Origin of the sequence: Sphingobium sp. SYK-6 (assembly GCF_000283515.1) — a bacterium.
Taxonomy (GTDB): Bacteria; Pseudomonadota; Alphaproteobacteria; order Sphingomonadales; family Sphingomonadaceae; genus Sphingobium; species Sphingobium lignivorans.
In genome coordinates, this window is the sequence record NC_015976.1 from 1,178,502 (window position 1) to 1,196,275 (window position 17,774).

The following is a 17,774-nucleotide window of genomic DNA, read 5'->3' on the forward strand; positions in this document are numbered from 1 at the left end:
TGGCTCCAGCCGCACAATGGCGGGCGTGCCGCTTCGTTCCGCAGTGGCGAGGGCTGCCCCGGCATGTGCGAGGCAACGATCGCCCGTGAGGTCATGGCCGAATGTGCGGGCCCGGCTCCAGGCCCTCCGCCGCCAGAGCGCGACGGCCCATCCGGCCCGCGATGAAGGCGCAGGCGATGAGCTGCAACTGGTGGAACAGCATGACCGGCAGAAGCACCATGCCGACCTGTGCGGCAGGGAACAGCACGCCCGCCATCGGCACGCCGGAGGCGAGGCTTTTCTTGGAACCGCAGAACAGCAGCACGGCGGCGTCGCCGTGTGGCAGGTTTAGGACGCGGCCAAGCGCAGCCGTGAGTCCCAGCACGAGGCCCAGCAACACCAGGCAAAGCAAGGTCAGCAACAGAAGATCGTCGACGGAGACCCGGTGCCAGATGCCTTCGACCACCGCTGCGCCGAAGGCGCTGTAGACCACCAGCAGGATCGAGCCGCGATCGACCAGCGAGAGGATGCTCTTGTGGCGCGTGATGAAGCCGCCGATCCAGGGGCGCAGAAGATGACCGATGATGAAGGGCAGGAGCAGCTGCAGCAGGATGGCTTCCACCGATGCGAGCGAGATGCCACCGGTCGTTGCGCCCATCAGCAGCGCGACCAGAAGGGGTGTGAGGAAGATGCCGACCAGATTGGAGAAGGACGCCGCGCAGACCGCAGCCGCGACATTGCCGCGCGCAATGGCGGTGAAGGCAATGGAGGACTGCACGGTCGAGGGCAGGAGGGTGAGGAACAGCAGTCCTGCCGCAAGCGGCGCGGACAGCAGGGGGAGCGCGCTGAAGCCGAGCCCGAGCAGTGGAAAGACGCCGAACGTGACGAGCAAGGTGGCGATCTGCACGCGCCAGTTGCGCGCGCCTTGCCAGATGGCTTCGCGGGAGAGCTTGGCGCCGTGAAGGAAGAACAGGAGCACGATGCCCGCGTCCGCCGCGCCTTCCGCAACGCCTGCCCATTGGCCGCGCGCGGGCAGCAGGCTGGCGAGGACGACAGTGCCGAGCAGCGCAATGATGAAGGGATCGAACAGAGAGCGGAGTCTGGAGATCACGGGGGACCGTTCACATAGGAGTCGAGCTGCGCCAGATGCGCCGAAACCTGTCCGTCATCAAGGAAAGAACCCAGGAAACTGTTGCGGGCGAGCGTGGCGAGGTCCCGCCGGTCGAGACCGCGCGCAGCCGCGACGGCGCGATAATTATCGGCGATATAGCCGCCGAAATAGGCCGGATCATCCGAATTAATGGTAGCCCGGAGCCCCAGCGCCAGCATGCGGTCGATGGGGTGGTCGCCCATCTCCTTCACCACGCGAAGCTTGAAGTTGGAGAGAGGGCAGACGGTGAGCGTCATGGCCTCGCGCGCCAGCCGGGCTGTCAGCAACGGGTCCTCGAGCGCGCGATTGCCATGGTCGAGCCGGTCGATCCCCAGCAGGTCGAGTGCTTCGAGGATGTAGGCAGGCGGCCCTTCCTCTCCGGCATGGGCAACCCGCCGCAGTCCGGCATCCGCCGCCGCGGCGAAGACACGGACGAAGCCGGAGGGCGGATGACCCACTTCCGAGGAGTCGAGGCCGACGCCTTCGATATAGTCGAGCCAGGGCTCGGCGGCGCGGAACGTCGCCAGCGCGGCTTCCTCGTCGAGGTGGCGCAGGAAGCAGAGGATCAGTTTCGCGGTCAGGCCGTGCCGTGCGCGCGCATCCGCCATTCCCGCGAGCAGCCCGCGCATGACGACGTCGAAGGGAATATCCCTGTTCGTGTGGGTCTGGGGATCGAAGAAGATCTCGGCATGGACCACGCCGTCAGCGGCCGCACGATCGAAATAGGCAACGGCGAGATCATGAAAATCCTCTTCCGTCCGCAGGACGTCGGCCCCCGCATAATAGATGTTCAGGAAGTCCTGGAGGTTCGAGAAGTCATAGGCGGCACGCACCTCCTCGACAGAGCGGAAGGGGATGGCGATCTTGTTGCGGCGAGCGAGCGCGAACATCAGCTCCGGCTCGAGGCTACCCTCGATGTGGAGGTGAAGCTCCGCCTTGGGCAGGCCGGTGATGAAGCGGTCGAGATCGGTCATGACATGCTCCGGATGAGACAGCGAGCGAGCCTCGGTGGCCGGCATCAATGGCGGGCCAATGACAAGCCGCGGTCTCATGGTTCGTGGTAGGGCGTTCTTCTACACCGGCTTCGCGTCGATCGCCATGGATGGCCAGCGCCCGCTTTCCCGGATATTGCCGGCCCTGGTCCGGCCGGCATGCATGGCGCGGCTTTCGTTCATCCTCCTCACGCCCGGGAGTCCCCCGAATGACCGTCGAGAAGCGCTATCTCACAGCTGATGAACTGCTGGCGGACTCCTTTCGCCTCGCCAATCTCATTCTCGACGCCGGCTTCCGCCCCACCCACATCGTCGGCATCTGGCGCGGCGGGGCGCCCGTGGGCATCGCCGTACAGGAGCTGCTCGAATATCATGGCGTCAGGGCCGATCATATCGCGATCCGCACGGCCTCCTACACCGGTATCGACCGGCAGGAGCCCGAAGTACGCGTCTATTCGCTGGGCTATCTCATCGACACGCTGGAGCCGACAGACCGGCTGCTGGTGATCGATGACGTGTTCGACAGCGGCCGCTCGATCGACGCTTTCCTGCGCGAACTGCGCGCGCGCTGCCGCCACAACACGCCCGACACGATCCGCATCGCGACGGTCTATTACAAGCCTGCTCGGACGAAGGTACCGCTCAAGCCGGATTTCTATGTCCACCGGACGGACGAGTGGCTGGTCTTCCCCCACGAAATCGATGGGCTGAGCCAGGAGGAAATCCGCCGGCACAAGCCGGACGCGGCGCTCATCCTGCGCGAGCATTGAGGCCGGCCTCGCGACTGAAAAGTCACCGCGTGCGGAGAGCCAGTTGTCCGGAAGCGGTTTAGCTGGTTAGACCTGTCTTTCCCGAAAGCTTCTTCCAGCACTCAGATGGGATCTTGCATGATCAGAAGACTGTCCCTGTCCGCCTGCCTTCCTCTCCTGTCCCTCCTGAGCGCCGCGTCGGCACAGGCCGCGTTGCCCGAAGCGGCCGCACCGCGAGCGACCGTCGCGCGGCTCGAGGCTCTCAACGCCAGTGACAGTTTCAAGACTGCGGCCGCTCGGCTGGATGCCGATTGGGACCGCATCGTTGCCGACATCATCACGCTGACGGAGATCCCCGCGCCGCCATTTGGCGAGGCGAAACGAGCCTCCGCCTTCGCGGACATGCTGAAAGCGCACGGGCTGGAGGATGTGGAAATCGACGAGGAAGGCAACGCGATGGGGCTGCGGCGGGGCACCGGGAAGCCCGGCGGCCCGCTGCTGGTCGTCGCCGCCCATCTCGACACCGTGTTTCCGGCCGGGACGGATGTGAAGGTACGGCGCGAGGGGGATCGGCTGCTGGCGCCCGGCATCGGGGACGATACATGCAGCCTCTCGGTGCTGCTCGCCTTTATCCGCGCGATGGACGCGGCGGGCATCCGCACGACCCAGGACATTCTCTTCGTCGGCAATGTCGGCGAGGAAGGCCCCGGCGATCTGCGCGGCATCCGGCATCTGTTCAGCAAGGGCAGGTACAAGGATCGCGTCGCCCAGTTCGTGGCGTTCGAGCCCGGCCGCGACGGCATCACCATCGGCGGCATCGGGTCCAGGCGCTACAAGGTCGCGTTCAAGGGGCCGGGCGGCCATAGCAATGGCGACTTCGGCATGGTGAATCCTGCTTATGCCATGGCCAACGCCATCACCCGCTTCAGCCAGATGCCAGTACCCAAGGAGCCGCGCACAGTATTCAATGTCGGCATTGTCGAGGGCGGCACGTCCGTCAACTCGATCCCCTTCGAGACCGCGATCACCGTGGACATGCGCTCGGAAGGTAAGGCGGCGCTCGATGAACAGGAAAACTATCTCCTCGGACTGCTGCAGCCCGCCGTCGACACGGAGAATGCCGCGCGCAGCACGGTCAAGGGCAAGATCAGCTATGAAGCGAAGAAAGTCGGTGACCGCCCGGTCGGCCTGACCCCGGCCAACAGCCCGATTGTCCAGATCGCGACGGCTTCTGCGCTCGCGGCAGGCACCAAGCCCGTCTACCGCATCGGCTCGACCGACTCCAACATTCCGATGAGCCTTGGCATTCCTGCCATCACGCTCGGCTCGGGCTTCTCGACCAGCCGCAGCCATTCGCTGGAGGAATCGCTGCTGCTGGACCGGCCCGGGACCGTCAAGCACATGACCGTGGGCCTCGCCACCGTCATCGCGCTGGCCGGAGGGAAATGACAGTCATGGGCGGGAGATGGCACACGACGGGGACGTCGAAGCACTTCTCCCGCTCCCCTCAGCACCCCTTCGACTGGCGTGGTGGCGACTGCGTGGGGCCCGCGACATCCGGCAGGGAAAGCTGGTCGTCGGGGAAACGGCGGCTCGCCACGCGGTCACGGCCTGATCGCTTGGCTTCGTACAGCGCTTCGTCCGCGAGCCGGTAAAGCTGGCGGAAATCGCTTGGCGTGCTGGTCGCCGCGACGCCGATGCTGGCGGTGACGCAGCGGTCTCCGATCGCGTCGCGATGATCGCACGCGGCGATTTCCTGCCGTACGCTCTCGGCGAAGCGGGCGAGCGCGAAACCTTCCAGCCCCGCGATCAGCAGCGCGAATTCCTCGCCGCCCAGTCGCGCCGCCGTGCACATCGCCCCTTCCCAGCGCTCGATCCGGCTGGCGATGGCCGTGAGGACCATGTCGCCGGCTTCGTGGCCGTAAACGTCGTTGATCGCCTTGAACCGGTCGATGTCGATGAGCAGCAATGCGATTGGCGTGCGCGTGGTGCCGGCATGGTCGAGCATCGGGCCGGCAGTCTCCACGAAGCCGCGCCGGTTGCGCAGGCCGGTGAGCGGATCGCGCCGGGCAAGTTCGCCGGCCTGTGCCGCCGCCATGCGGGCCCGGTCCCGCTCCAGGCGGAGAGAAGCGAGGCTGCGGGTCGTCGCGACGGAGAGCCAGATCGTCTGCCAGGCCGCGGCGAACAGCACGGGGACCTTCGATCCGCCGCCCCAGAAAGCATTCTCGACGTCCACCAGATGAATGAGCGCCAGCGTGATCATCGGCAGCGACCAGGCCAGGGCGAAGTCCCGCGCTTCCGCGCAGCCTCGCCGCCAGGCGACGCCGAGGCATATGGCCACGGCGAGCAGATCGGCAAGAGTAGCGACGCCCAGGATCGTGCCCAGTTGCTGAAGCCCGACGCCCCGCATCAGGGAGGCAGGAATGCCGATGATGCCGATGCTGATGCCGAGCCCCAGCGTACCGAGGCGCAGCCAGGCCGGGAACGTGTCGCGGCCGAGCGCAGTAACTGCGGAGATCGTCGCCAGCGCGATGGCAAGACAGGAGAGAAACGTTGCGGTCTGGGCGGAAAGCGTGCCCGCCATGCCGGGCAGCACCAGCAGGTGGATCTGCGACCAGACCGCACCCCATGCGAGCATGCACATCGCCCAGCCGCCCTGCCAGGCAAGATACTGGCGGCGCAAGGCATGGGCGAGCGAGAGATTGTAAAGGCCGCTGATGAGCAGCAGCGTGAGCGCCGCGCCGATGGCAACGGCAAGTCCGGCCGATTGCATGCCGCTTTCATCGGGACTGAGCAGTCGCATGTTCAGCAAGCCATGAGCGGCGAGCCCGTCATAACGCATGGTGACGGCGGTCAGTCGGGCCGCGCGGCCGGGCGCTTCGAACTCGATCTGGCCGCCGGGGCGCCAGTGCCCATGGAAATCACCTCCGCGCACCTGGCGCCAGGCGACTGTGCCGTCCGAATAGGAGAAAGCGACCGCCAGCCTGTCGAAACGGGACTGATGCACCATCAGCACCACGTCCCGCGGTCCGACGGGCAACCGGTCGAGATTGGCGCGTAGCCATAGGCTGCCTTGCTGATAGCCGGCGGGTGTCCCGTCGCAGGCGAAGCGGAGCGAGGCGAGGACTTCGTCGGGCTGCTGCCGGTCCGTCACCGCATGGCAAAGCGAATCGACCTGAAGACGCGTTTCGGCACGCGCAGCCACGCTCCAGAGCGTCGCGACAATCCCCAGCAGCAGGGCAAGCCAGCGACCCATGAATGGAAGAACGACACGCGAACGCTTCATGGGCGGGGCTATCGCAGGAAAGGGTTTGTAAAGCTTTACCGTTGCGATGGATCGAACATCGAAATCGCGTGACAAAGCCGCCGTAAGGACAGGATACCGGACCATGAAGCCGCGATCGGGATCAGCAACAGCGCCCGCCATTGCGTCCGCCATAACGGGCCTGTTCCCGATCGCGGAAGAAGGCGATGCGAGTCATGGGCGTACGCTCGGGATGGTGACTGGCCATGTGGCGTAGATACTGGTCGTAGCTCGGCTGGCCGACCATGAGCAGCGCTGTCTCGCGCAGGCGGGCGATGAGGCCGGTCATTCCGCCGCCGCCATCGCCGGCACGACTTCGCGCGCCGTCGCCACGTCGCTGCGGCGGGCAGCGATGCAGCTACGCACCGTGAAGAAGAGCAGCGACAGCACCACGGCGAGGAAGAGCGCGCACAGGGCGGCATCGATCCGATCATTGAAGATGATTCGCCGCATCTCCGCCATCGATTTGGCTGGCGCCAGCAGTTCGCCACGCGCCGCCGCGTCCGAGAAGCGCCGGGCATGGGCGAGGAAACCCACGGCGGGGTCTGCGGAGAACAGCTTGAGCGCGCCGGCGCTCACCGTGCAGACGAGCAACCAGGCGGTCGGCAATGCCGTGACCCAGGCGAAGCGATCCCGCTTCATACGGAACAGCACAGCCGTCGCCAGCATGAGCGCCACGGCGGCCAGCATCTGGTTGGAAATGCCGAACACCGGCCACAGCGTGTTCACGCCGCCAAGCGGATCGGTGACCCCCTGATAAAGGAAGAAGCCCCAGGCCGAGACGCACAGGCCCGTCGCGACGAGGCCGGGGAGATGAGAATTGCTGGCGCGAAAGGATGGCACCACGAGGCCGATCAGGTCCTGGAGCATGAAGCGTCCCGCCCGCGTGCCGGCATCCACCGCAGTCAGGATGAACAGCGCCTCGAACAGGATGGCGAAATGATACCAGAAAGCCTTCATTGCCGCCCCGCCGACGGCATGGCTGAAGATTTCCGCCATGGCGACCGCGAGCGTGGGGGCTCCGCCCGTGCGGGAGACGATCGTTGCTTCGCCCACGTCGCGGGCGGTCTGTTCGAGAATCTCGGGGGCAATCGGAAAGCCCATGGCGGAAACCGCCGCCGCGGCGCTGACGGGATCGCCGCCCGTGATCGCGGCCGGGCTGTTCATCGCGAAGTAGAGGCCGGGATCGAGGATCGAGGCGCCGATGAGCGCCATGATCGCCACCACGGCTTCCATCAGCATGCTGCCATAGCCGATGACCGGAGCATCCGCCTCACTGGCGATCAGCTTGGGCGTCGTTCCGCTCGCGATCAGGGCGTGGAAGCCGGAGACCGCGCCGCAGGCGATGGTGATGAACAGGAAGGGAAACAGCGCGCCCGACCAGACCGGGCCGCCGCCATCGACGAACTGCGTGAGCGCCGGCATCTTGAGCGGCGGGGCCATGATGACGATGCCGACCGCCAGCGCGGCAATCGCGCCGATCTTGAGGAAGGTGGAGAGATAGTCACGCGGCGCGAGCAGCAGCCAGACTGGCAGCACCGAAGCGACCGCGCCATAGCCAATGAGGATCCAGCAGAGCTGGACCGGCGTGAAGGTGAACAATGGGCCCCAGACCGGCGATGCAGCGACTGACTGGCCGAAGATGATCGCGAGAATGAGCCCGACGAAGCCAAGTGCGGACACCTCGCCGATCCGGCCGGGCCTGATCCAGCGCGTATAGATGCCCATGAACAGCGCGAGGGGCACGGTCGCCGCGACAGTGAACATGCCCCATGGGCTTTCTGCCAGCGCGCGCACCACGATGAGGGCCAGTACCGCCAGGATGATAACCATGATGGCGAAGGCGCCGATCAGCGCGATGGTCCCTGCGACCGGTCCCATCTCCATGCGCACCAGTTCGCCCAGCGAGCGCCCGTCCCGCCGCATGGAGATGAACAGCACCATGAAGTCCTGCACCGCCCCCGCGACCACCACGCCGGCGATGATCCACAGCGTGCCGGGCAGATAGCCCATCTGCGCGGCGAGCACGGGGCCGACCAGGGGGCCGGCGCCCGCGATGGCCGCAAAATGATGACCGAAGAGAACGCGCCGGTCGGTCGCGACATAATCCAGCCCGTCCGCCCTGTAGATCGCTGGCGTCGGCCGTGCGGGATCGAGCCGCATCACATGACGGGCGATGAACAGCGCATAATAACGATAGGCGACCGCGAAAGTGCAGAGCGCCGCCGCGAGGATCCAGAGCGCATTGATCGGTTCGCCACGCGATACCGCCAGAACGGTGAGCGCCAGCGCGCCGACCGCGGCGACGATGATCCAGGGAATGTGCTTGAGCATCGCGATCTCCTGCCTGCTCGTTGCCGCACTCGGGTGCGATGGGCAATGGCTTTCGGCGTGGCGCGGTCGTTCGGGAGCGGCATCCGCCCTAACGTTCAAGGGGCGCCGTCGCCTCCCGCGCTGAGCGTCCGCAGCGCAATGTCGAGCTGGACACGCGAGATCTGGCCGACATGGCTTTGCCGCACGATGCCCTCGCCATCCACGAACAGGGTGGTGGGCAAGGCCTTTCCACCCGTGATCTCACCGAGTCGGCTGTCGGGGTCGAGCAGCACCGGCGCCGTGTTGAGGCGCTCGGTTTCCAGGAAACGCCGCACATGCCCGGCCGCTTCACCCTGATCGACGAGCAGGATGGGCGGCACGCCCGGTTCCGCCGCGGCTTGCACGAGCATCGGCAGCTCCCGCCGGCACGGCGGACACCATGTCGCCCAGAGATTGAGGACTACCGGTCCGCCTCTGACATCGCCGAGCGTGAGAGAGTCGCCGTCGAGACGTTCGAAGGCGAGCGACGCCGGCAACATCAGCGGCGGATCGCGGGGCGCCAGCCGCTCGAAGCCCGCCCAGATGAGCGTCAGCGCCGCGAGGAGGGCAAGGCCCTGAGCCACAGGGCGAGCGCGGCGGAGGGAGAGGACAAGGACGGCCCCCGCCGCGACGACGCCGGCCGCCCAGGACCAGCCGCCGAGCCAGACATGCAGCGCGGCGATCGGATCGAGCGCGAAGCTGACCCTATGTTGCCAGACATAGGCAGCTCGAGCCGCAATCAGCCCGGCGGCCAGGGCGAGCAGTCCCGGCCAGAAGGCCGAGCGCCGCCCGTCCCGGCACAGGCGCCATTCGCATGCGGTGAGGAACAGCAGCATCAGCGCGAGCGCCACGAGCCGGTCGAGCGGGACCATCACCGGGCCGATATGGAGGATATTGCTCATCGGGGTTCCTATCGGCCCGCATGTTTCAGGCGACCAGCCCGCGCAGCTCCGCGAGAGCGGATGCCTCGCTGTCCCGGTCGCTCAGCAGCGAGCGGAAGCGCCCCTCGCGATCCATCAGGATGACGAAGGCGCTGTGATCGATCGTGTAGTCGCCGCCGTCGACGGGCACTTTCTGGAAGAATACCCGAAAGGACTTTGCTGCCTGCGCGATTTGCGCTTCGCTGCCGGTGAGGCCGAGGATGGGCGTGCCGAACAGGTCGACATAGGCGCCTACGTCGGCTGGCTTGTCATGGCCGCTGTCCACCGACACGAAGACAATGCGGAACTTCTCGCCGTCCGCACCCATCGCCTTGCGCAGGTGCGCCATGCGGGAAAGCGTCGTGGGGCACACGTCCGGGCAGCGGGTGAAGCCGAAGAAGATGGCATAGGGCGTGCCCTTCAGCGTCTCGGGCGTCACGGGCTTGCCGTTCCGGTCGACCAGCGAGAAACGGCTGCCGATGTCCGGTGGGGCCTGCGTGCCGACCGAGCCCGGGCTTGCGCCGGGCGTCCCGGTCAGCCGCATCGCGAGCAGGACGCCGCCCGCAAGCGCGACGAGGCCGATCGCCAGCCAGAGCCAGAGGCGCAGTCGGGACAAGGGCGAGCGCGTGTCAGTGCGAGTCATGGCTGTTGCCTCCGTGCGCGTCCTTGCCGGCAGTGCCGTGGGTCACCGCCTCGACCCGGAAGCGAACCGCCACGTCGCCCGCGCGAGCGAACCGCAAAGTTACGGGAAAAGTCTCGCCGCGCCTGAGCGGACGCTTGAGGCGCATGAACATGATGTGGAAGCTGCCTGGCTTTAGCGCCACCGATCCGCCCGGCGGGATAGCGAGCCCGTCCCGCAGCGGGCGCATGCGCATCACACCGCCGTCCATGCTCATGGTGTGGATCTGTACTTCGGCCGCAACGGGCGTGCTGCCTCCGAGGAGTCTGTCTGGGGCTTTGCCCTTGTTGCCGATGGTCAGGAAACCGCCGCCGGCGCTCTGGCCCTGCGCGGTTTCGCGCGCCCAGGGGGCCGTGATCTCCAGGGTTCCGGCGGTCGTCGTCTGGGCGGACGTAGCGGTTGGGGCGAGCGTGGCGGCAAGCGCAAAAGCGGCAGGAATGAGGGTATGACGGATCATGGTCCGGTCTCCGAAAGAAAAGGATGCGGTGGGGCAGGTCAGCCCCGGGGACTGGCTGGCGACGAAAGCCGCCATCGCCATTGAAGGCGCGATGGATCAGGCGCGCGTGGGCGGACCACGCAGCGGCGGGCGCAGACGTGCGCTCTCGCGGGCAAGCTGCCAGGCGGGAAGCGGCGGTACAGGCCGGGCCGCGTGCCGGTCCGGTTCCACCGTCGGAAAGGGCTCTGCCTCCGCCAGCAGTGGTGCCGCCAGTGCCGAAAAGGCGCAGGGCTGATCTCCGGCTCCGGTATCGCGATGGTCCTCGTTCCCGTCCGCGTCAGCGGGGAGGGCGATCGTTATCGAGGCCGGACCGGTGCCGGTGCAGAGGGCGACGCTGAGCGACTTGTGCTCCACTGCGGTCATGTAGCCGGCGGGCATGAGCAGCTTGAACGCCAGCGCGACGCACAGCATCAATGCCGCCCCGCGGCGATGAGCAAGGAGAAGGCGGCGCAAGCGATCCACGCTTCGCCAATAGGACGCTGCGCTGCCCGTGTCACGCGGGAGCAGTGGTCCGCCGGCCGGGGATGGCGCGGCCGGGTGAGCAGCAGCCTGGGTCATCCGAAACACGCCATTTACCCCCGCATCGCCAACTTCCATAATATGCAAGGAAGTACGGGCCGGCCTTGAATGGCCCGCTTCTGACGGAGAGGACTGAACGTGCGCGGGCCCCAGCTCTGGCCCGCAGCTATTCTGGAGGCAGAATATGAGCGAGACCGGCACTTATCTCGCGGTTTTCACGAGCAACAAGTCGAGCCCGCGCTGGCAGGCCTGGTATGCGATGTCCGATGAGGAGCGCCGCGCCAGGGATGAGGAAGGCCTTGCCGCGCTGAAGGCCTGGGACGAGGCCAACAGGGATTCGATCGTCTATGAAGGCGGTCCGCTCGGCCCGACCAAGCGGACTTCCCCGGCTGGCGTGGCGGATGCAGTGAATGAGCTGACGGTCTTCGTGGTCGTGCGTGCCCGATCGCATGAGGCGGCGGCCAGGCTGTTCGAAGGCCATCCGCACTTCACGATCTTCCCGTGCGACTCCGTCGATGTGATGCCTCTCCTCGGTCCCAACGCATGACCCGGCATCGTATCTATTCCATGAGCTTTGCCAGCGTCTATCCGCTCTACGTTGCCAAGGCGGGAAGGAAGGGGCGCAACGCCGGCGAAGTCGACGAGATCGTCCGCTGGCTGACGGGCTATGCGCAGCAGGAGATCGCGGGCCATCTGGAGAAGCAGACGAGCTTTGAGGATTTTTTCGCCCAGGCCCCCGCTCTCAATCCGGCCAGACATCTTATCAAGGGAACGATCTGCGGCGTCCGCGTGGAAGAGATCGAGGAGCCGCTGATGCGGGAAATCCGCTATCTGGACAAGCTGGTCGACGAGCTTGCGAAGGGCAAGGCCATGGAGAAGATCCTCCGGACATGAAACGGCGGGGCGGCCGGATCGCCATCATCGCATTCAGGCGCGCACGCCCCCCTGCTCCCAGCCACCCAGCGGTACGGCCGTCCCATATTGCGCGCGGAGACGAGCGAAGAGTCCGCCTGCCGTGAGCAGCGCGATCTGGCTGCGCGCGCGAGCATCCACCTGCGCCTCATGCTGGCTGATCAGGCTTCCATCCGCGGCCATGAAACGCAGCGTGACGATGGGGCGCGCGGGCGTGAGGCAGTCCGTACCCAGAATGTCGATGCGCAGCGCCGGGTCGGGAGCCGGCAGCGAAGCGTCGGCCGGCAGCAGGACGGGCAGCACGCCCATGGCGATGAGATTGTTGCGGTGAATGCGCTCGAAGCTGCGCGCGAGGATGGCACGGATACCGAGCAGGGCCGTGCCCTTTGCCGCCCAGTCCCGCGCGGAGCCGGTGCCGTAATTCTCGCCCGCGATGACCACGAGCGGGATGCCCCGCGTTGCGAAGGCGGTGGCGGCATCGAAGACGGATGTGCGCTGCCCGTCCGGGCCAAGGGCAAGATTGCCGGTGGCCCCGGCAAGCCGGTTGTCCAGCCGTTGATTGTCGAATGTGCCGCGAATCATGACATGGTGATTGGCGCGCCGGTCACCATAGCCACCAAGCCGCTCCGTCGGCACGCCGCGCGCGCGCAGATGGAGCCCGGCAGGCGAGTCAGGGCGTATGCGGGAAATCGGCGAGATGTGATCGGTGGTCACATTGTCACCCAGCCAGAGCAGCGCTCGCGCATCGATGATGTCACCGCGCGCGCCGGCCTGATCGGCGCCGAAAAAGGGCGGTGGCTGGATGAAAGCGGAGTCCGCATCCCAGGGGAAGCAAGGCGCCTGCGGGGCGGGAAGCGCATCCCATGCTGTGTCCTCGGGTGGCTCGGGCGTCTCGGTGCGCAGGGCGCGCTCGGCGACCGCCACCATGGCGGCAATCTCTTCCGCTTCCGGCCAGATGTCTGCCAGCATGACCGGCACGCCGTTCCGATCGGTGCCGAGAGGCGCTGCGGAGAGATCGATACAGAGCGACCCGGCCAGAGCGCCCGCGACCACCAGCGGTGGCGAGGCCAGATAGTTGGCGCGCACATCCGGATGAATCCGGTTCTCGAAGTTGCGGTTGCCCGAAAGCAGGGCAGTGAGCAGAGAGGGCGCATCCTCCGGCCCCGACGCAATCTCCGCCTTCAGGTCGCCTGAATTGCCGACACAGGTGGTGCAGCCAAAGCCCACCAGATGGAAGCCCAGCGCATCCAGATCGTCCTGCAGGCCACATAGGCGCAGCATGTGCGCGATGCGGCGCGAGCCCGGCGCCAGCGAGGTCTTAACCCAGGGCGGCACGGCAAGGCCGCGCGCGCGGGCCTTGCGGGCGAGCAGCCCGGCCGCGATCATGAGATGCGGGTTGGCGGTGTTGGTGCAACTCGTGATGGCCGCGATCGCGATGGCGCCGTCCCCGCATGTGCCGGGCGCGGGCGGCGGCCCCATGTCCGGGAAGCTCTCCCTCAGGCTGGCGGGAACGTCCGGCAGAGCGCGCAGCTGCTGCGGGCGGCTCGGCCCGGCCATGACAGGCGCCAGATCGTCAAGCGCGATGTCGATCGTGCGGCTGTAGCGGCGCTCCGGGCCAGCATCGCGCCATAGCCCTGTCGCCAGCGCATAGGTGCGGTAGCGCGCTATGGCCTCGGGCTGTCTCCCATTGGCGGCCAGATAGTCGAGCGTTTGGTCGTCGACCGGGAACAGGGCGGCGGTCGCGCCATATTCCGGGCACATGTTCGATATGGCCGCGCGGTCTGCCAGCGCCAGATGATCGAGCGCATCGCCCGCGAACTCGACGATCTGGTCGACGACGCCAGCCGCGCGCAGTCGCGCTGTCACATGCAGCGCGATGTCCGTCGCCATCACGCCGGGACGAGGGTGCCCGGTCAGGCGAACGAGACAGACGCGCGGGAGCGGGACGGGCAGGGGATGGCCCAGCGCCGCCATTTCCGCCTCGATGCCGCCCACGCCCCAGCCGAGAATGCCGAGCGCGTTGACCATGGTCGTGTGACTGTCCGTGCCGATGACCGTCTGCGCGGCGGTCCACGCCGGTTGGTGCGGGAGCGGGCTCGCCACCTCGCTGAGTTGCTCCAGGTTGATCTGGTGGCAGATGCCATGCCCCGGAGGCACGACGCGCAGGCGCGGGAAACTACGCTGCGCCCATTTGAAGAAGCTGTAGCGTTCCGCGTTGCGTGCATATTCGAGCGCGAGGTTGCAGGCGAGAGCCTCCGACGTTCCGCTGTGATCGACGCGGACGCTGTGATCGATCACCAGATCGATGGGGATGGCGGCATCCACGCCGCCGGGTGCCCCGCCGTGCGCGACATGATGATCGCGCAGCGCGGCGAGATCGGCCAGCACGGCGACGCCTGCCGTATCCTGCAGGAGGATGCGCGAGGGTCGGAAGGGAATCTCCGCGCCATCCAGCGCGCCATGGGTCAGCCAGTCGTCGAAGGAAGCCAGCCACGGCGCAGGATCGGCTTCATGCGCGAGGATATTCTCCAGCAGGATGAGCAGCGATCGCGGCAGGGCAGCGAGGCGACCGCGCTCCGCCGCATCGAGCCGCTGCCAGGGCGTCGCGATGCCGGCTTCCCGGGCAGGCGTCGCGTTCATGCTCCGGCGCGCCGGGCCCTGAGCGCCGCCAGGCTTCCGCCGGTCTTGACCTTTCCGGGCAGCGGATGCCCGACGATCTCCTCGGCCAGGATGGCGCAGTCGATCAGCTTTTCCAGATCGATGCCGGTTCCGATGCCCATTTCCTCGCACATAAACACGAAGTCCTCGGTGCAGATATTGCCGGCCGCACCGGCATGGGCGGCGAAGGGGCAGCCGCCCAGACCTGCCACCGCGGCATCGAAATGTGCGACTCCCATCTGGAGTCCTGCATAGGCGTTGGCGAGCCCGAGCCCGCGCGTGTCATGCAAGTGGAGCGAGAGCGCCACATCGGGATTGGCATCCTGCACCGCGCCGACCACCTGCCGAATACGTTCAGGCGTGGCCCAGGCCATGGTGTCGCCAAGGCCGATGAGGCCAAGGTCCTCGCCATGGTCGCGCGCGATGGCGCGCATGTCCGCGACGAGCCCCACCACCCGATCGACCGGCACGTCCCCATCAAAATTGCAGCCGAACGCAGCGGTGACGAAGCCGGTGCGCACCGGGATGCCATGCGCCTGATACATGTCGATCAGCTCGGGCTGCGCGGCGAGCTGCTGGGCCGGGTCGCGGTTCTGGTTGCGCTTGAGGAAGGCGTTGGAAGCATAGAGCGTCAGCTTGCCTTCCAGATGAAGCCTTCCGGTCGCGATCGCGCGCTCGAGGCCGCGCTGGTTGAGCCACAGGCCGGTATACTGGACGCCGGGACGCGGAGTCAGGCCGGCGACGACGGCTTCCGCATCGGCCATGCCCGGCACTTTTTGGGGATGCACGAAGGACGTGACCTGGATATGGTCGAGCCCGGTATCCGCCAGCGCATCGATGAGACGGATCTTCTGATCCGTGCTGATCGGTCCCTTCTCGATCTGGAAGCCCTCGCGGGGGCCTTCCTCCTTGATGTGGACACGCGTGGGCAGGCTGGTCATCATAGAGATCCCCGAGCGATGAGTGGAAGGTGACTTCCCGAGAAAGTCATTGACATAATGGACCGTTGTTCCGTTAAGTAGAACAATATGGACGGAGCAGTGAAGAGAGGATGGCCATGAATTCGAAGGCAGGCGTCGCGGCGGTGGACCGTGCATTCGACATTCTGCATGCCTTCAGCCGCGAGAAGCCGGTGCTCACGCTTGCCGAAATCTCCCGCAACACCGGTCTCTACAAGAGCACGATCCTCCGGCTGATGGGATCCCTGGAGAAATACGGCTTCGTCTGGCAGCGGGCGGATGGCAATTACCAGCTTGGGCCCGGCTTGCTCAGCCTCGCGAGCATCTTCCAGGACAGCTTCAGCCTGCGCGAATTCGTGGAGCCCGTGCTCGAGGAACTGGTGACGGCGACCAACGAAGGCGCGACTTTCTTCATTGACGACGGCAACGAGCAACTCTGCCTGTTCCGCGTCGACGGCCGTCACGCCATCCGGGATTACAACATCCGCGTGGGCGACCGGCGCCCGATGAACAACGGCGCGGCGGCGACGATCTTCCGCCGGTTCACGCAGGAGTCGGGCCTTGCGCTGACGCCCGAGATGTTCATGGCCGAATCCTTCGGCAGCGTCGAACCGGAGATGGCGGCGCTGGCGACACCCGTGTTCGGCGCCAATAACGCGCTGATGGGCGTCCTCACCCTGTCCGGCCCGATCACGCGCTTCAATCCCGAGCATGCCGAGGGGATCAAGCCTGCGCTCGTGGAAGCGAGCATTCGGCTTTCGATCAGCCTCGGGGCATCGCCCGCGCGGTTCGCAGCGTTGCGCGGCGGCTGAGCGCGCGGCACGCGCTGTCGCAAGCATGGATCCCGCTCCCGCCCGCACGATCAGATCGCGCCTTCGGCACGCAGCCTGGCCAGTTCGTCGGTGTCGACGCCGAGTGCCGTGAATACGACTTCATTGTCCGCGCCCAGCACGGGCGGGGCGGATCGGGCGCCCGGGCGACCGTCCCCCAATGCGAAGCCGGCGCGCACGACTTTCACGTCCTCGATCCCGGCCTGTCCCAGCGGCAGTGCCTGCACGAGGTCGCGCGCGACGATCTGCGGATGTGCGAGTGCGCCGGGCACCGTGAGGATACGTCCCGCCGGAATGCCGGCAGCGTTGAGCTGCGTTTCCCAGTCCTGCGCGGTCCTCGCCGCCAACGCTTCATCGAGAAGGGCATTGAGCGCTTCGCGATTGGCCTTGCGCGCCTCGCGATCGACGAAGCGAGGATCGCCTGCAAGGTCGGGGCGCGCGATGATGTCGCACAGCGCCTCGAACTGCTCCTGCTTGTTCGCGGCGATATTGAGCGGACCATCGGCGGCGCGGAAAGCACCGGAGGGCGCCGCGGTCATGTTCTGGTTGCCGATCGGCTTCGCCTCGACACCGGCGATGAGATAATTGGAGACGGCCCAGCCCATCGCGGAGATGGTGGAATCCAGCATCGAAAGGTCGATGTAGCAGCCCTTGCCGGTGCGCTCGCGCCGGAACAGGGCGCTGGCGACGGCGAAGGCGGCGCCCATGCCGCCCAGCGTGTCGCACAGTGGATAGCCCACACGCAGCGGCGCGGATTGCGCGTCGCCGGTGATGCTCATCACGCCGGAATAGCCCTGCACGATCTGGTCATAGGCCGGATTGGCGCTGAGCGGCCCGCTCTGGCCGAAGCCGGAAATGGCACAATAGACGATGCGGGGATTGATCTCCTGCACCGCGTCCCGGGAGAAGCCGAGCCGCTCCATCACCCGAGGCCGGAAATTCTCGACGATCACGTCCGCCGTGCCGAGCAGCTGGGTGAACAACGCCTTGCCGCCCGGCGTCTTGAGATCGAGCGTCACGGACTTCTTGCCGGCATTCTGGGCAAGGAAGGACGTACCCATCAGCGCCTCGTTGAGCGCCGGGGAGGCGCCGAGCTTGCGGGCGAGGTCGCCGCCCGCCGGGTTCTCCACCTTGATGACTTCCGCGCCGAGCATGGCCATCTGATAAGTGGCATAGGGACCGGAGAGCACATTGGTCAGATCGAGCACCCGCACGCCCTCCAGCAGATCGGCGGGCGGCAGGTGGCTTTCGTCGGCAGCGGATCGGGCAATCATG

Annotated in this window: 17 protein-coding genes; 5 read left to right on the plus strand and 12 right to left on the minus strand. The window is 66.7% G+C overall.

What is annotated here, in order from left to right:
- Positions 1-91: 91 nt before the first annotated feature.
- Both SLG_RS05435 and SLG_RS05440 read right to left on the minus strand, forming a co-directional pair.
- Positions 92-1,087, minus strand: coding sequence for a bile acid:sodium symporter family protein (locus SLG_RS05435; protein WP_173385016.1), 996 nt, complete (start codon positions 1,085-1,087; stop codon positions 92-94).
- A complete protein-coding gene (locus tag SLG_RS05440; protein ID WP_014075436.1) occupies positions 1,087-2,103 on the minus strand; it encodes an adenosine deaminase in 1,017 nt (338 codons plus the stop codon). The genes SLG_RS05435 and SLG_RS05440 overlap by 1 nt, the downstream gene beginning before the upstream one ends.
- Positions 2,104-2,330: 227 nt before the next feature.
- On the opposite strand from SLG_RS05440, the gene SLG_RS05445 reads away from it, so the two are divergent.
- Positions 2,331-2,891, plus strand: a complete 561-nt coding sequence (locus SLG_RS05445; RefSeq protein ID WP_014075437.1) for a phosphoribosyltransferase — start codon at positions 2,331-2,333, stop codon at positions 2,889-2,891.
- A 117-nt stretch (positions 2,892-3,008) separates the two neighbouring features.
- Positions 3,009-4,319: a M20/M25/M40 family metallo-hydrolase gene (locus tag SLG_RS05450; RefSeq protein ID WP_148276499.1), complete on the plus strand. Its 1,311-nt coding sequence runs from the start codon at positions 3,009-3,011 to the stop codon at positions 4,317-4,319.
- Between the two features lie 58 nt (positions 4,320-4,377).
- Here the strand turns inward: SLG_RS05450 and SLG_RS05455 are convergent, their stop codons facing one another.
- The 7 genes from SLG_RS05455 to SLG_RS05485 form a co-directional block, all read right to left on the minus strand.
- Positions 4,378-6,156: a GGDEF domain-containing protein gene (locus SLG_RS05455; RefSeq protein WP_148276500.1), complete on the minus strand. Its 1,779-nt coding sequence runs from the start codon at positions 6,154-6,156 to the stop codon at positions 4,378-4,380.
- Between the two features lie 121 nt (positions 6,157-6,277).
- On the minus strand, positions 6,278-6,463 hold the full coding sequence (locus SLG_RS05460) for a YbdD/YjiX family protein (protein ID WP_014075440.1): 186 nt from the start codon (positions 6,461-6,463) through the stop codon (positions 6,278-6,280).
- On the minus strand, positions 6,460-8,508 hold the full coding sequence (locus SLG_RS05465) for a carbon starvation CstA family protein (protein WP_014075441.1): 2,049 nt from the start codon (positions 8,506-8,508) through the stop codon (positions 6,460-6,462). Before SLG_RS05465 ends, SLG_RS05460 begins: the two co-directional genes overlap by 4 nt.
- Before the next feature lie 95 nt (positions 8,509-8,603).
- Entirely contained in the window at positions 8,604-9,428 is an 825-nt protein-coding gene (locus tag SLG_RS05470; protein WP_014075442.1) for a TlpA family protein disulfide reductase, read from the minus strand.
- 25 nt (positions 9,429-9,453) lie between these two features.
- Positions 9,454-10,089 carry an SCO family protein gene (locus SLG_RS05475; protein ID WP_014075443.1) on the minus strand — a complete coding sequence of 212 codons (636 nt, stop codon included), beginning with the start codon at positions 10,087-10,089 and terminating at the stop codon, positions 9,454-9,456.
- Positions 10,076-10,582, minus strand: a complete 507-nt coding sequence (locus SLG_RS05480) for a copper chaperone PCu(A)C (protein ID WP_148276501.1) — start codon at positions 10,580-10,582, stop codon at positions 10,076-10,078. The genes SLG_RS05475 and SLG_RS05480 overlap by 14 nt, the downstream gene beginning before the upstream one ends.
- A gap of 96 nt (positions 10,583-10,678) precedes the next feature.
- Complete coding sequence (locus SLG_RS05485) at positions 10,679-11,074, minus strand: DUF2946 family protein (protein ID WP_148276502.1); 396 nt, start codon at positions 11,072-11,074, stop codon at positions 10,679-10,681.
- A gap of 250 nt (positions 11,075-11,324) precedes the next feature.
- Here SLG_RS05485 and SLG_RS05490 point away from each other — a divergent pair, with 250 nt between their 5' ends.
- Together SLG_RS05490 and SLG_RS05495 are read left to right on the plus strand one after the other, a co-directional pair.
- Positions 11,325-11,687 (plus strand): hypothetical protein, encoded by a 363-nt coding sequence (locus SLG_RS05490; protein WP_014075446.1) that lies wholly within the window; start codon positions 11,325-11,327, stop codon positions 11,685-11,687.
- Positions 11,684-12,034, plus strand: coding sequence for a DUF2200 domain-containing protein (locus SLG_RS05495; RefSeq protein WP_014075447.1), 351 nt, complete (start codon positions 11,684-11,686; stop codon positions 12,032-12,034). Before SLG_RS05490 ends, SLG_RS05495 begins: the two co-directional genes overlap by 4 nt.
- A 33-nt stretch (positions 12,035-12,067) precedes the next feature.
- On the opposite strand, the gene SLG_RS05500 is transcribed toward SLG_RS05495, so the two are convergent.
- Both SLG_RS05500 and SLG_RS05505 read right to left on the minus strand, forming a co-directional pair.
- Positions 12,068-14,692 (minus strand): aconitate hydratase, encoded by a 2,625-nt coding sequence (locus SLG_RS05500; protein WP_014075448.1) that lies wholly within the window; start codon positions 14,690-14,692, stop codon positions 12,068-12,070.
- On the minus strand, positions 14,689-15,651 hold the full coding sequence (locus SLG_RS05505; protein WP_041392708.1) for a hydroxymethylglutaryl-CoA lyase: 963 nt from the start codon (positions 15,649-15,651) through the stop codon (positions 14,689-14,691). The genes SLG_RS05500 and SLG_RS05505 overlap by 4 nt, the downstream gene beginning before the upstream one ends.
- A 116-nt stretch (positions 15,652-15,767) precedes the next feature.
- Here SLG_RS05505 and SLG_RS05510 point away from each other — a divergent pair, with 116 nt between their 5' ends.
- Positions 15,768-16,481: an IclR family transcriptional regulator gene (locus SLG_RS05510; RefSeq protein ID WP_051003701.1), complete on the plus strand. Its 714-nt coding sequence runs from the start codon at positions 15,768-15,770 to the stop codon at positions 16,479-16,481.
- A 50-nt stretch (positions 16,482-16,531) separates the two neighbouring features.
- Here the strand turns inward: SLG_RS05510 and SLG_RS05515 are convergent, their stop codons facing one another.
- A complete protein-coding gene (locus SLG_RS05515; RefSeq protein WP_014075451.1) occupies positions 16,532-17,773 on the minus strand; it encodes a CaiB/BaiF CoA transferase family protein in 1,242 nt (413 codons plus the stop codon).
- Between the last annotated feature and the right edge of the window lies 1 nt (position 17,774).

Coding starts and splice junctions, on each gene's coding strand:
- SLG_RS05450 (WP_148276499.1), top strand. CDS start 3,009: ATGATCAGAAGACTGTCCCTGTCCGCCTGCCTTCCTCTCCTGTCCCTC.
- SLG_RS05510 (WP_051003701.1), top strand. CDS start 15,768: ATGAATTCGAAGGCAGGCGTCGCGGCGGTGGACCGTGCATTCGACATT.
- SLG_RS05515 (WP_014075451.1), bottom strand. CDS start 17,773: ATGATTGCCCGATCCGCTGCCGACGAAAGCCACCTGCCGCCCGCCGAT.
- SLG_RS05480 (WP_148276501.1), bottom strand. CDS start 10,582: ATGATCCGTCATACCCTCATTCCTGCCGCTTTTGCGCTTGCCGCCACG.
- SLG_RS05445 (WP_014075437.1), top strand. CDS start 2,331: ATGACCGTCGAGAAGCGCTATCTCACAGCTGATGAACTGCTGGCGGAC.
- SLG_RS05500 (WP_014075448.1), bottom strand. CDS start 14,692: ATGAACGCGACGCCTGCCCGGGAAGCCGGCATCGCGACGCCCTGGCAG.
- SLG_RS05455 (WP_148276500.1), bottom strand. CDS start 6,156: ATGAAGCGTTCGCGTGTCGTTCTTCCATTCATGGGTCGCTGGCTTGCC.
- SLG_RS05505 (WP_041392708.1), bottom strand. CDS start 15,651: ATGACCAGCCTGCCCACGCGTGTCCACATCAAGGAGGAAGGCCCCCGC.
- SLG_RS05465 (WP_014075441.1), bottom strand. CDS start 8,508: ATGCTCAAGCACATTCCCTGGATCATCGTCGCCGCGGTCGGCGCGCTG.
- SLG_RS05470 (WP_014075442.1), bottom strand. CDS start 9,428: ATGAGCAATATCCTCCATATCGGCCCGGTGATGGTCCCGCTCGACCGG.
- SLG_RS05490 (WP_014075446.1), top strand. CDS start 11,325: ATGAGCGAGACCGGCACTTATCTCGCGGTTTTCACGAGCAACAAGTCG.
- SLG_RS05495 (WP_014075447.1), top strand. CDS start 11,684: ATGACCCGGCATCGTATCTATTCCATGAGCTTTGCCAGCGTCTATCCG.
- SLG_RS05440 (WP_014075436.1), bottom strand. CDS start 2,103: ATGACCGATCTCGACCGCTTCATCACCGGCCTGCCCAAGGCGGAGCTT.
- SLG_RS05460 (WP_014075440.1), bottom strand. CDS start 6,463: ATGACCGGCCTCATCGCCCGCCTGCGCGAGACAGCGCTGCTCATGGTC.
- SLG_RS05475 (WP_014075443.1), bottom strand. CDS start 10,089: ATGACTCGCACTGACACGCGCTCGCCCTTGTCCCGACTGCGCCTCTGG.